This window comes from Streptomyces klenkii (genome assembly GCF_003626645.1).
In the GTDB taxonomy this organism is placed as follows: domain Bacteria; phylum Actinomycetota; class Actinomycetes; order Streptomycetales; family Streptomycetaceae; genus Streptomyces; species Streptomyces klenkii.
In genome coordinates, this window is record NZ_RBAM01000004.1 from 372,938 (window position 1) to 386,198 (window position 13,261).

At 74.7% G+C, this 13,261-nt stretch carries 8 protein-coding genes and 3 tRNA genes; 7 read left to right on the top strand and 4 right to left on the bottom strand.

Annotated elements, in window-relative coordinates; all coding sequences use genetic code 11:
• Nucleotides 1-202 precede the first annotated feature (202 nt).
• Nucleotides 203-490, bottom strand: a complete 288-nt coding sequence (locus D7231_RS11780; protein WP_120755158.1) for a hypothetical protein — start codon at nt 488-490, stop codon at nt 203-205.
• Between the two features lie 460 nt (nt 491-950).
• Here D7231_RS11780 and D7231_RS11785 point away from each other — a divergent pair, with 460 nt between their 5' ends.
• Nucleotides 951-2,606, top strand: a complete 1,656-nt coding sequence (locus tag D7231_RS11785; RefSeq protein ID WP_120755160.1) for a long-chain fatty acid--CoA ligase — start codon at nt 951-953, stop codon at nt 2,604-2,606.
• A 100-nt stretch (nt 2,607-2,706) separates the two neighbouring features.
• On the opposite strand, the gene D7231_RS11790 is transcribed toward D7231_RS11785, so the two are convergent.
• Entirely contained in the window at nt 2,707-3,963 is a 1,257-nt protein-coding gene (locus D7231_RS11790) for an MFS transporter (protein WP_120755162.1), read from the bottom strand.
• Between the two features lie 135 nt (nt 3,964-4,098).
• On the opposite strand from D7231_RS11790, the gene D7231_RS11795 reads away from it, so the two are divergent.
• On the top strand, nt 4,099-4,722 hold the full coding sequence (locus tag D7231_RS11795) for a TetR/AcrR family transcriptional regulator (RefSeq protein WP_120755164.1): 624 nt from the start codon (nt 4,099-4,101) through the stop codon (nt 4,720-4,722).
• 63 nt (nt 4,723-4,785) lie between these two features.
• On the opposite strand, the gene D7231_RS11800 is transcribed toward D7231_RS11795, so the two are convergent.
• Together D7231_RS11800 and D7231_RS11805 are read right to left on the bottom strand one after the other, a co-directional pair.
• Nucleotides 4,786-9,219, bottom strand: a complete 4,434-nt coding sequence (locus D7231_RS11800; protein ID WP_120755166.1) for a PAS domain-containing protein — start codon at nt 9,217-9,219, stop codon at nt 4,786-4,788.
• Nucleotides 9,220-9,473: 254 nt separating this feature from the next.
• Complete coding sequence (locus D7231_RS11805; RefSeq protein ID WP_120755168.1) at nt 9,474-9,947, bottom strand: SSI family serine proteinase inhibitor; 474 nt, start codon at nt 9,945-9,947, stop codon at nt 9,474-9,476.
• A gap of 219 nt (nt 9,948-10,166) precedes the next feature.
• Between D7231_RS11805 and D7231_RS11810 the strand changes: the two genes are divergently transcribed.
• The 5 genes from D7231_RS11810 to D7231_RS11830 all read left to right on the top strand — a co-directional run bounded on the left by D7231_RS11810 (nt 10,167) and on the right by D7231_RS11830 (nt 13,250).
• A tRNA-Ser gene (locus D7231_RS11810) sits at nt 10,167-10,257 on the top strand.
• Between the two features lie 280 nt (nt 10,258-10,537).
• Nucleotides 10,538-10,610: transfer RNA gene (locus D7231_RS11815), tRNA-Arg, on the top strand.
• 29 nt (nt 10,611-10,639) lie between these two features.
• Nucleotides 10,640-10,713, top strand: a tRNA-Met gene (locus tag D7231_RS11820).
• A gap of 180 nt (nt 10,714-10,893) precedes the next feature.
• A complete protein-coding gene (locus tag D7231_RS11825; protein ID WP_120755170.1) occupies nt 10,894-11,658 on the top strand; it encodes a response regulator transcription factor in 765 nt (254 codons plus the stop codon).
• Nucleotides 11,655-13,250 (top strand): sensor histidine kinase, encoded by a 1,596-nt coding sequence (locus tag D7231_RS11830; RefSeq protein WP_120755172.1) that lies wholly within the window; start codon nt 11,655-11,657, stop codon nt 13,248-13,250. The genes D7231_RS11825 and D7231_RS11830 overlap by 4 nt, the downstream gene beginning before the upstream one ends.
• The last annotated feature ends 11 nt before the right edge of the window (nt 13,251-13,261 follow it).

Here is a 13,261-nt window from a genome sequence, read left to right on the forward strand (position 1 = left end):
GGTGGCGAAGTCCGGCCCGCTTCCCTCGAACGGGTGGTTACTCGCTCGCGCGCCGCTGCTTTTACTGCCACCATGTCGTTCACCCGGCGGGATACTCCATAATTGCGACTTCATATTTGCGCACGGATGCGCCCCCGTTCGAGCCGGACCGGATGCCCGGATCGAACGGAGGCGACGACGATATGATCAATAGGGAGGGCGGCTAGCTGGTGATTGCGCTCAGCAATTGCTTGACCTTCGTTCCGCCGTTCCGCATGGCGGAGCCGGCGGAGTGGATCAGGCAAATGCCGGCGACGATCTCCAGGGTCAGCAGGCCCGCCGCACGGGGTTCCATCCTGGATCCGTGGATCAGCGCGACGAAGATGACGGTGGCGGCGAGCTTCGTCACCGCCTTGTCGAGGCCCTCACCGCTGGGCAGGCGCCTCGGCTCCCGGGTGTGCGCGACGGTGGCACCCGGCCCCCCAGCAGGGGGGCCATCGTTCGTGGTCATGTCAATCTCCTGTGTGAGGGGTCCGGATTCCCCGCGAGTTTTTGAAGAGGCCGCGGGGCGTTCAGGCTATGACCGAAACAGCGGTGGCCCCCCGCCGTACCGAGGCCGCTCCCGGCGTCGTTGACGGGGTTTCCGCAGGGGCTCACGGGCCGTTTTCCGGGCCTGCGTCAGTAGGTTTTCCACTCATCAGCTCATCGAGGAATTCACTCGTTCGTGGGCATGCTTTAAAAGTTCCCGTTGTTGACGCTGGGGGACGTACGAGCAGGAAATACGACTAATTGCTCGGTAGTGAGTTCTGTGCTCACCCGTCTCCCGGATCCGTGCCGGATCCGTGCCGGGGCCTGCTGCGGGCTGTCCCGATCATGCTGTCCGGGTGTCCCGGGGTAGTGACTTACCGCGAGATACCCCAGCACAATCAGCGGACGACACCCGCCGTACCAGGTCTTACGGGAGGACCCCGGTGCAGAGCACGATGCAGGACGTACCGCTCACAGTCACGCGAATCCTCGCCCATGGCGCGCTCGTGCACGGCGGCGCCACGGTGACCACGTGGACCGGGGACGGCGAGCCACTGCGGCGCAGTTTCCGGGAGGTCGCGGAGCGGTCCGTCCAGCTGGCCCACGCGCTGCGCGACGAGCTGGGGGTGACCGGCGACCAGCGGATCGCGACCCTCATGTGGAACAACAGCGACCACCTGGAGGCGTATCTCGCGATCCCCTCCATGGGCGCCGTCCTGCACACGCTGAACCTGCGGCTGCCCGTCGAGCAGCTCGTCTTCATCGTCAACCACGCCGCGGACCGCGTGGTCCTCGTCAACGGCTCGCTGCTGCCGCTGCTCGCGCCGCTCCTGCCGCACCTCCCCACCGTCGAGCACGTGATCGTCTCGGGCCCCGGCGACCGCTCCGCGCTGGAGGGCTGCCGGCCCCGCGTGCACGAGTACGAGGAGCTGATCGCGGGCCGCCCCGTCTCCGGCTTCGACTGGCCGCAGCTCGACGAGCGGCAGGCCGCCGCCCTCTGCTACACCTCCGGCACCACCGGCGAGCCCAAGGGCGTGCTCTACAGCCACCGTTCGGTGTACCTCCACGCGATGGAGGTCAACGCGGCCTCGGCGTTCGGCCTGACGCCCGCCGACACCTGTCTCCCCGTCGTGCCGATGTTCCACGTGAACGCCTGGGGCCTGCCGCACGCCGCCTTCATGGCCGGCACGTCCCTGCTGATGCCCGACCGCTTCCTCCAGCCCGCCCCGCTCGCCGACATGATCGCCACCGAGCGGCCCACGGTCTCCGCCGGCGTCCCCACCATCTGGGCCGGCCTGCTCGCCGAGCTCGACGCCCGGCCGCGGGACCTGTCCTCGCTGCGCACGGTCATCAGCGGCGGCTCGGCCGCGCCGCCCGCGATGATGCGGGGCTTCCACGAGCGCCACGGCGTGCGGATCGTGCAGGCCTGGGGCATGACGGAGACCTCGCCGCTGGGCTCCGTCGCCTACCCGCCGGCCGGTCTGAGCGAGGAGGAGGAGTGGCCCTACCGCGTCACCCAGGGCCGGCTGCCCTCCTCCGTGGAGGCCCGGCTCGCCGGTCCCGGCGGGGAGATCCTGCCCTGGGACGGCACGTCGGCCGGTGAACTGGAGGTGCGCGGGCCGTGGATCGCGGGCGCGTACTACGGCGGCGCGGCCGGCGAACCGGTCCGGCCCGAGGACAAGTTCAGCCCGGACGGCTGGCTGCGCACGGGCGACGTCGGCACGATCACCGCCGACGGCTTCCTCACCCTCACCGACCGCGCCAAGGACGTGATCAAGTCCGGTGGCGAGTGGATCTCCTCCGTCGAGCTGGAGAACCACCTGATGGCCCACCCGGACGTCGCCGAGGCGGCCGTCGTGGCCGTCCCCGACGAGAAGTGGGGCGAGCGCCCCCTCGCCACGGTCGTCCTCAAGGACGGCAAGGACGCGGACTACGCCGCCCTGCGGGCCTTCCTCGGCGAGCGGGTGGCCCGCTGGCAGCTGCCCGAGCGGTGGGCGGTGGTCGTGACCGTGCCGAAGACGTCGGTGGGCAAGTTCGACAAGAAGGTGCTGCGCAAGCAGTACGCGGACGGGGAGCTGGAGGTCACCGTCCTGGCGTAGGGGAGCGGGCGGTTTCCTGAATACGGGCGGTCTCCTGTGTGAGGAGACCGCCCGGTGAGTCAGTTCTTCAGTTGCTCTTCAACGGCTCTTCGACGGCTCCTCAGCGGTTCTTGCGCGCCACCGCCGCGCTGCCCGCCCAGCCGATGGCGATCGCGGCGGCCGCGATGGCGCACACGCCGTTCCAGCCCCAGTGGGCGTACGCGGGGCCCGCGAGCGCCGACGCGCTCGCGCCGCCGATGAACGCCGCGACGACGTAGGCCGTGTTGGCCGCCGCGGGCGTGCCGGTCGAGGCCAGCGCGCGGGTCTGGTTGGCGACCTGGCCTGCCATCAGGCCCGCGTGGATGAACACCGCACCCGCGCACAGCGCCCACAGCTGGTGCCCGCCCAGCCAGAACAGCGGCAGCGAGACGGCCGCGAGGACGTACGCCGTGGTGACGACCCGGGACGCGCCGAAGCGGTCGATGAGCGAGCCCGACACCGGGGCGACGGCCGTCGAGACGAGGCCGAACAGGCCGAAGAGGCCCGCGGACGCGGTGGACAGGTGGAACGGTTCGTCCGCGGTGAGCAGCAGGACGAGCGTCGTCCAGAGGGAGCTCCAGGCGCCGAACAGGCCGCCCTGGCGCAGGCACGCGGCCCGCAGTTCGGCGGACCCGCGCAGCAGGCCCGGCAGCGCGGCGATGGCCTTCAGCGGCCGGGAGGCGCGGCGCGGGCGGGTCTCGGCCGGCAGGATCAGCGCGGTCAGCAGGCCGATGGCGACGGTCAGCGCGGCGGAGCCGAGGAAGACGGCGCGCCAGCCGTACGCCTGACCGGCGAGCGAGCCGAGGACGCGGGCCGCGACGATGCCGGTGAACAGCCCGGCCACGACCGCGGCCACGTGCCGGCCGCGCCGCTCGGCGGGCGCCCGCTCGGCGACGAGCGGCACGAGCAGCTGCGGGACGACCGTCGCGGCGCAGGCCACCAGGACGGCCGCGGCCAGCGCGGGCAGGCCGGGCGCGACCGTCGCCGCGACGAGGGCCGCGCCGGCCACGGCGGACAGCACGGCCACGAGCCGGCGCCGGTCGGCGGTGTCGCCGAGCGGGGCGAAGACCAGCAGGCCGATGGCGTAACCGAGCTGGGCGACGGAGGCGATCCAGCCCGCCCCGGAGGGGGAGACGCCGAAGTCGCGGGCGATGAGGCCGAGGAGCGGGGCCGCGAGGTAGATGTTCGCGGCGGTGACGGCCGTGCAGAGGGAGATGACGGCGAGGAGGACGGCGTTGCTGGTGCGGGCGGGTGCGGCCACGGGGGCCGGTGCTGGTGTGGGCGCTGGTGCGGGGGTGTCTGTGCTTACGGGAGCGTCTATGGGTGCGGGCGTGGACATGAGCGGTGGGTCCCCCTGGGCCGTGCTGGGTCTGGCGTGGCGTGGCGTGGCGTGTGGCTATAACCAACTGGTTGGTTATAAGTTTCACGTGAAACAGAACGTGCTGTCAACCAAATAGTTGGTTACGCTGGGTGCATGGCAGCAGTGAGGGATCCCGAGGCCACCAAGGCGCGCATCTTCGCCGCGGCGACCGCCGAGTTCGCCGCCCACGGCATCGCCGGTGCGCGCGTCGACCGCATCGCCCGCGAGGCGAAGGCGAACAAGCAGCTCATCTACGCGTACTTCGGCGACAAGGCCGAGCTGTTCGCCCAGGTTCTCGAACACGCGCTGCTGGAGCTCGCCTCCGCCGTGCCCGTCGACGCGGACGACCCCGACTGCTACGTCGACCGCCTCATGGCGTACCACCGCGCCAACCCCGAGCTGGTGCGGCTGCTGCTGTGGGAGGGCCTGGAGTACGGGAACGGGGAGATTCCGCACGAGGCGGCCCGGCGCGCCCGCTACGACGCCAAGGCCGAGGCCTTCGCCGCCGCGCAGGAGAAGGGGCGGGTCGACGCGGCCCTGCCGCCGCGGCACCTGCTCTTCATGCTCAGCGCGCTGGCCGGGTGGGCCACGGCCGTGCCCCAGTTCCGCCGGCTGCTCGTGGGCGGGACGGAGGACGACCTGGCCGGGCTGCGCGAGTCCGTACGGACGGCCGCGGGGCGGATCACCCGGCCGGCGGGGGAGCGGGAGTCCGAGCCCGAGCCGGGCGCGGCGGGCTGACCGAGCCCGTCCGGCGGCAGGCGAAGGCCCAGGCTCAAACCCAGACCCAGACCCAGACCCAGGTCAGTCCGTGCCGACCTTCGACAGCAGGTCCACGATCCGGCCCTGCACCTCCGCGCTGGTCGACCGCTCCGCCAGGAACAGCACCGTCTCGCCCGCCGCCAGCCGCGGCAGCTGCGCCGGGTCGATCGCGGCCGAGGTGTAGACGACCAGCGGCGTGCGCTTGAGCAGGCCGTTGCCGCGGAGCCAGTCGACGATGCCCGCGCGGCGGCGGCGCACCTGCATCAGGTCCATCACCACCAGGTTCGGGCGCATCTGCTCGGCGAGCGTCACCGCCTCCGCGTCCGTCGCCGCCCCGGCCACCTGCATGCCGCGGATCTCCAGGGTCGCCGTCAGCGCGCTCGCGATCGGCTCGTGCTCCTCGATCAGCAGCACGCGCGGCGGGTGCATCTCGCTGTCGCGCGGCGCCAGCGCCTTCAGCAGCACCGCCGGGTCCGCCCCGTAGGCCGCGTCCCGCGTCGCCTGCCCCAGGCCGGCCGTCACCAGCACCGGGACCTCGGCCGCGACGGCCGCCTCGCGCAGCGACTGCAGCGCGGTGCGGGTGATCGGGCCGGTCAGCGGGTCCACGAACAGCGCCGCCGGGTAGGCCGCCGTCTGCGCGTCGACCTCCTCGCGCGAGTGCACGAGCACCGGGCGGTAGCCGCGCTCGGTCAGCGCCGCCTCCGTGGACGGGTCCGGGGCCGGCCATACGAGGAGCCGGCGCGGGTTGTCGAGCGGCTCGGGGGGCAGCTCGTCGTCCATCGGCGGCCGCGGCGCGTTCATCACTTCGACCGCGCCGTTGGGGCCGTCGAGGGGCTCCGGCCCCTCCGAGCCCTCGTCCGGTGCTCCTATGGCGAACGCCCGCCCTTCCTGGGCGTCCAGCAGCGGCGGGCGCTGCGGCGCGGCGGTGGCGCGGGGCGCCTGCCCCTGTCCCTGCTCCGGCTCGGGTGCGCGCTCGCGGTCGCCCTCGGCCGGGTTGCCGAGCCGCCGGCGACGGCCCGAACCGCCGCCGGGCACCGGCTCTTGGCCGGGCTGGGCGAACGGCGCGGACTGGCCCAGCGCGCGCACGCTGATCGGCCGCCCGGAAGTGTCCGGACCGCCCTGAGCCGCCGCTGCCGCGCCCGGCTCTTCGGCGAGGGGACGCCGTGCCCGGCGACGCCCCGTCGGAGCGGGGGCGCCGTCAGGCGCGGGGGCGGGCACGGGGCTGTTCGGGCCGCCGGACGCCGGGCTGTTCGGGCTGCCGGGCGCGGGAGCCGCGGGGGTGCCGGCGGCTGCCGGGGCGCCCTGACCGAGGAAGGCGGAGGTGCCGCCGCCGGGACCGGGGTGGCCGTTCTCCGCGCCTACGGGCGCGGGGCCGCCGCCGGGGCCGGGGAAAGGCGCAGGCGTTGCCCCGCGCTGAGGGCTGCCCGTGCCGGGGCCCGGTACGGGGTCGGGCCGGCTGTTGCCCGCATCGGCGGGTGCGGGACCGCTCCGGCCCGGGAAGGGGGCCGGGCCGTGGGGGATTCCGGCGCGCGCGGGGCCGTTGCCCTGGCCGGGGAAGGGCGCGGCTGCACCGGCAGCCGCGGGGGCGTCCTGCCCGAAGAAGGCGGACGTGCCGCCGCCGGGACCGGGGTGGGGGGCTCCAGCGCTCGCGGGTGCGGGGCTGTTGGCCTGGCCGCCCGGGAAGGGCGCGGGACCGTGGGCGATCCCTGCACCCGCGGGGGCGGGGGCGTTGCCCTGGGCGGGGAAGGGGCGCCCTCGGTCGTGGCCCGCGTCGGCGGGTGCCCGGGTGTCCTGTCCGAGGAAGGCGGAGGTGCCGCCGCCCTGGCCGGGGTTTGCGGCTCCGGCGGGCGCGGGGCCGGCGTCCTGGCCGGGGAAGGCCGGAGCGCCGCCCTGACCGCCCTGACCCGGGTGACCTTCGCGCGCGCCTACGGGCGCGGGGCCGTTGGCGTCCTGCGCGAGGAAGGCGGAAGTGCCGCCGCCCTGGGCGGGGTTTCCGGCTCCGGCGGGCGCGGGGCCGCCGCCCTGGCCCGGGAAGGCCGACGCGCTGCTGCCCTGCCCCGGGTGGCTGTTCCCCGTTCGCGCGGGCGCGGGGCCGTTGTCCGGGCCTGCGGGCGCGGGGCCGCTCCCGCCCGGGAAGGGGGCCGGGCCGTGAGGGACTCCTGCGCCTGCGGGCGTTGCCGTGCCGTGCGTGCCCTCCGTCGGCGCGGGGCCGCTCCGGGCCGGGCCCGTTCCCGTCTCCTCGGCGCCCAGGAACGACGCCGTACCGCCGCGGCCGTTCTGGGCCGGGCCCGCGAAGCGGCCCGCTTCGCCCCGCTCGGGGTGGGAGCCTCCGGGGCCGCGGTCGTCGTCCGCGGGCTTGCGGGGGGCGCCGGGCAGGCCGCCGCCCGCGCCCTGCGGGCGGTCCGCTTCGGCCGGCGGCAGGGCGAACGCCGCCCGCGGCGCCGCGGGCTCACCCGTGGACTGGCCCGGGATCGGACGCTCCGGGGACTCGGTGACGGCCCGCCGGGCGCGGCGGCCCGTCGGGGCCGCGGCCGCGGCGGACTCCGGGGTGCGGTCCGCCTCGGCGGGCGGCAGGGCGAACGCCGTCCGCGGCGCCCCCTCCGCCTGCTGCTGTTGCGGCTGCTCACGGCGCGCCCGCCGCCCCGTGGGCCCCTGCGGCGGTACGAGCCCGCTCGCGTCGCCCGACGGCGCGGGCTCCTCGTCCGTGCGCGGCTTGGCGCGCCGCCGCCCCGTGGGCGGAGTGTCGTCGTCCCGCGCGGGCTGCTGGGCGGCCGCAGCGCCGTCGCCCGGCGCGTCGCCGTCCGCCCCGCGGCGCGCCCGCCGCCCGCCGCCCTGCGTCCCGGCATCGGCAGCAGCCGGGGCCGGGGCCGGGGACGGAGCCGGAGCGGGCGACGGAGCCGCGGAAGCCTCCGGCGTCTCCGCCGTGCCGCGCGCCCGCTGGGACGGCACCGGCATGACGGTCGTGGCGTTCATCGTGTCCGTGGCGGAGCGCCGCTCCGTGGCGGCGGGGCTCACCGGCCCGGCCTTCGCGGAGACGGGCACCTCCAGGACGTACGCGCTGCCGCCCGCCGCGCCCGGCACGTCGTGGGTCTGGAGCACCCCGCCGTGCGCCCGCACGATGCCGCGCACGATCGGCCCGTGGACGGGGTCGCCGCCCGCGTAGGGCCCCCGCACCTCGATCCGTACGACCTCGCCGCGCTGCGCCGCCGCCACGACGATCGTGGAGTCGCCGGACGGCGCGCCGCCCGCGGGGGCGTTGCCCGTGGCGTCGACGCCCGCGACGTCCGCGATCAGGTGCGCCAGCGCCTGCGCGAACCGCTCCGCGTCGACCTCGGCCTCGATCGCCGGCGCGTGCACCGCGAACTGCGCCCGCCCGGGCCCGATCAGCTCGATCGCGCCCTCGACGCCCGCGGCGACGACCTCGTCGAGCGCGGCCGTCTCCCGCTCCAGCTTGGTCTCGCCGGCGTCCAGCTGCTGGTAGGCGAGGACGTTGTCGACGAGGGCGGTCATCCGGGCGTACCCGGCGGAGAGGTGGTGCAGGATCTGGTTGGCCTCGGGCCACAGCTGCCCGGCCGGGTCGGCGGCCAGGGTGCCGAGCTCGGCGCGCAGTTGCTCCAGGGGGCCGCGCAGCGATTCGTTCAGGACGGCTTGCAGCTGCGCGTGGCGCGCGGCGAGCGCGTCGTACGGGCGGCGGTCCGTGAAGGTCATCACCGCGCCGACGAGCTGGTCGCCGTCGCGCACGGGCGCCGTCGTGAGGTCGACCGGGACGGCCCGGCCGTCCTTGGCCCACAGCGCCTGCCCGCGCACCCGGTGCTTGCGCCCCGAGCGCAGCGTGTCGGCGACCGGGGACTCCTCGTACGGGAACGGGGTGCCGTCCGGCCGGGAGTGGTGGATCAGCGGGTGCAGCTCCTTGCCGCCGAGGTCGCTGGCGCGGTAGCCGAGGATCTGCGCGGCGGAGGGGTTGAGCAGCACGATCTTGCCGGCGGTGTCGACGCCGACGACGCCCTCCGCGGCGGCGCGCAGGATCATCTCGGTCTGCCGCTGCTGCCGGGCGAGTTCCGCCTCGGTGTCGAGCGTGCCGGTCAGGTCGCGGACGACGAGCATGAGGAGCTCGTCGCCGGTGTAGGGCTGGTGGTCGGCGTACGGGGTGCGGCCGTCCTCCAGGTTCGCGCTCGTCACCTCGACGGGGAACTGGGAGCCGTCCGTGCGCCGGGCGACCATGCGCGTCGGCTTGGTGCGGCCGTCGTCGCTGTCGGGCAGCCGCATCGAGCCGGGGATGCGGCGCGAGTCGAAGTCGGGCAGCAGGGAGAGCAGTCCGCGGCCGACCAGCCCGGTGCCGGGAACCTCGAAGGTCTCCAGCGCTATGTGGTTGGCGTTGACGACCGTGCCGTTGCAGTTGACGAGCAACAGGGCGTCGGGGAGGGCGTCGAGTATGGCTGCGAGGCGAGCAGCGCCTCGGGATGGCCTGCTGCTCACGACGACGCTTCCTCCCTGGTTACCGCACCTTGCAGACCGCGCCGGGCGGGCTGTCCGCCGCGCCGTGGCGTGTCACTGGAGCGCAGTCTACGGGCTGCCGGGGCGGGCGCGGCGGCGGACGAGGCGTGCGGCGAGGCGCGCCGTACGGGCGCCGTGGGGCGTCTGCCGCAGGCCCGACATGTCTTATGTGTCAGACCTTGTGGTTGACATTGCGGTCGGCCGGCAAGGCGCCGGCCGCGTGCGCCGGGCGGCGCTCAGCGGATTCCCGGCCAGCCCTTCTCGGGCGTGCCGAGCAGGCGGGAGAACTTCTCCCAGCGCTCGATCTCGCAGCCGTTCGTCCGCTTGAAGTCCGCCCGCACGGGGCGGCCGGCCCACTGGCCGACGACCCGGGCCCGCTGCGGGCCGCCGTAGATCATCGTGCAGACGGTGCCGTCGGGCACGGGGGCGAACGGGTCCTTGCCCCAGGTGGTCTGGCCGTCGATCTGGTGGCAGGCCTCACGGGCGCGCGGGTGGGTGCCGCCGTCCGGATGGCAGTAGAGGTACGTGGAGGTCTGGCTGCCGTCGAATCTGCCGTTGTCGCTGATGATCACGGTGAGGTGGTCGAGGCCCTCGGGGTTCGCCGGGGGCATGGGGAGCCCGGCCGCCGGGGCGGCGGACGCGGAGGGGACGGCGAGCAGGGCCACCGGGGCGAGAGCGGCGGCGGCGAGGGCGATACGGCGGAGCAGCATGCGGGACTCCCGGGGGCAGGCGAGGCGGACCGGGGGGGGCGTGCGGGGCCCGGCCGGTCCCTTCACCCTTCTAACGCGCCGGGCGGCAACGCGTTGCGCTCCGGAAAACGTCTTTGCCCCGCCCGGTGAAAGCCCGGTACCGTAGGGGTGCGATTGGTGAGCGGCCGCGAGGTTGTGCCATCATCTGCATCGCACCACCCGTGCACGCACGGGTGGGCTGGAGGCGTCGCCTAGTCCGGTCTATGGCGCCGCACTGCTAATGCGGTTTGGGTCTTAAAGCCCATCGAGGGTTCAAATCCCTCCGCCTCCGCACCACCGGCAAGCCCCGGTCGTCCTTGAGACGGCCGGGGCTTCCGCGTTGCCGGGCGGTGTTGCCGGGAGGTCCTTGCCCCGGACCTCTTGTCCCGGATCCCTTCTCCCGGGCCCTCGGAGGGCTTCCCTCCGGGGCTCCACGGGCTTCCCTCCGGAGGCCCTCCGAGCGGCGTTTTCGCAGGTCGGAGGGGATGCGGGGAATGGATTTCGCGTCGCGGCGGAGTTCATGTAATGTTGTCCACGCAACGCCGACCGGCAAGAAAACGCCGGGAAGCCGAGCGCTCGTAGCTTAACGGATAGAGCACTTGACTACGGATCAAGAGGTTGCAGGTTCGAATCCTGCCGAGCGCACAGCCGGAAGTCCTCGGACTTTCGACCGTCGCGGGGTGGAGCAGCTCGGTAGCTCGCTGGGCTCATAACCCAGAGGTCGCAGGTTCAAATCCTGTCCCCGCTACTAATCCGCAGGCCCGGTACCTCAGGTACCGGGCCTGCGGCGTATCTGCGTACCAGTGCGACGGCGTAGTGGTGCACCGACCCTATGCGGAGTCCTCCGTCCCGGTTGAGTGCGTGATTCTCAGGAGAATCACAGAGAGCCGAAAGCTCCCTCTCACGCGCCGCTCGCACCCTCGTCCCCATGACGGCCGACCCCTTCCTCCCTCCAGCCCCTCCCGCCACCGCCCCCGCACCCCTTCTGCGGGAGGACGGCACGCCCGTCCGCGTCCTGGTCGTGGACGACGAGGCGTCGCTGGCCGAGCTCCTCTGCCTCGCCCTGCGCTACGAGGGCTGGGACGTGCGGTCCGCCGCGGACGGCGCCGAGGCCGTACGGGTCGCGCGGGACTTCGGGCCGGACGCCGTCGTGCTGGACGTGATGCTGCCCGACCTGGACGGGCTGACCGTGCTGGGCCGGCTGCGCCGCGAACGCGCCGACGTCCCCGTGCTCTTCCTCACCGCCAAGGACTCCGTCGAGGACCGCATCGCCGGGCTCACCGCCGGCGGCGACGACTACGTGACCAAGCCGTTCAGCCTGGAGGAGGTCGTCGCCCGGCTGCGCGGGCTGCTGCGCCGGGCCCGCGCCGTCGCGCCGCGCCCCGGCTCCGTCCTCACCGTGGGCGACCTGGTCCTGGACGAGGACAGCCACGAGGTCTCGCGCGGCGGCACCGACATCCACCTCACCGCGACCGAGTTCGAGCTGCTGCGCTTCCTCATGCGCAACCCGCGGCGGGTGCTCAGCAAGCCGCAGATCCTCGACCGCGTCTGGTCGTACGACTTCGGCGGGCAGGCCAACGTCGTCGAGCTCTACATCTCGTACCTGCGGCGGAAGATCGACGCCGGGCGCGAGCCGATGATCCACACGCGGCGGGGCGTCGGCTACCTCATCAAGCCGGCCGCTCCGGCGTGAGCCCGGCGCTGCCCGCCCGGCCGCGCCCGCGTTCGCGTCCCCGCACGCTGCGCACGCGGCTCGTGCTGTCGACCGGCATGCTGGTCGCCGTCGTGTGCGCGGTGATCGGCACGGTCACGGCCATCGTGCTGCGCAGCTACCTGTACGGGCAGCTCGACGGGCAACTGGGGGAAGTGGTGCGGCGGGCCGCGGCGCCCCGGCCGCCGGACCTGCGGCGCGGCGGCCCGCTGAGCTTCGTGCAGGGCGGGGGCCAGCCCATCGGCACCGTCGGTGCGCTGACCGGGGACGACGGGCGGGTCACCGACTCCGCCGTCAGCACGTCCCCGCGCACCTGGCACGGCGACGGCGACCCCCTGCGCGAGCCGCTGACCGCCGCCCAGAGCGACGCCCTCGCGCGGCTGCCCCGCGACGGGCGGCCCCACGACGTCGGCCTGCCCGGGCGGGGGGACTACCGCGCCCGGTCCGTCACCGCGCCGGACGGCACGACGTACCTGGTCGGCATCCCGACCACGAGCGTCCAGGAGACCCTCGACACGCTGATCGTGGTGGAGGTGTGCGTCACCGCCGCCGGCCTCGTGGCGGCCGGGATCGCCGCCGCCGCGACCGTACGGCTCGCGCTGGGGCCGCTGCGGCGGGTCGCGGCGACCGCGACCCGGGTCTCCGAACTCCCCCTGCACCAGGGTGAAGTGGCGCTGCACGAGCGCGTACCGGAGGCGGAGGCCGATCCGCGGACCGAGGTGGGGCAGGTCGGCGCGGCGCTCAACCGCATGCTGGGGCACGTGGGTTCGGCGCTGACGGTACGTCAGGAGAGTGAGACGCGGGTGCGACAGTTCGTCGCGGACGCCAGTCACGAGCTGCGGACGCCGCTGGCGTCCATCCTGGGATACGCGGAGCTCACGCGGCGGACGGGGGCGGGTGCGGGGACGGGTTCGGGCGACGGTGGTGAGGCGATCGGGCCGCGTACGCGGCACGCGCTCGGCCGCATCGAGTCCGAGGCGCGCCGCATGACCGGCCTGGTGGAGGACCTGCTGCTGCTCGCCCGCCTGGACACCGGCCGCCGCCCGCAGGCGTTCGCGGACCTCGACCTCTCTCCGCTCGTGGTCGACGCCGTGAGCGACGCGCGGGCGGCCGGGCCGGGGCACGTGTGGCGGATGGACCTGCCGGCCGAGCCGGTGGCCGTACGGGGCGATGCCGCCCGGCTGCACCAGGTGCTCGTCAACCTGCTGGCCAACGCGCGGACGCACACGCCGGCGGGGACGACGGTGACGGCGCGGGCTGCCTCCCGCGAGGGGTGGGCGGTGGTGTCGGTCGAGGACGACGGGCCGGGCATTCCCGCGGAGTTGCTGCCGCATGTGTTCGAGCGGTTCGCGCGGGGGGACGCGTCCCGGTCCAGGGCGGCGGGGGGATCCGGGCTGGGGCTGGCGATCGTGCGGGCGGTTGTGGCGGCGCATGGGGGTGAGGTGGGCGTGCAGAGTGCGGCTGGGCGGACCGTTTTCACGGTCAGGCTGCCGGTTCGGCACCGCCGGGTTGCGCCGCCGGGGCTGAGCGCCGTTGCGGCGGGGGAGATTCCCCTGACCCGCCCCTTCCCGTAACCGGGGGCAAG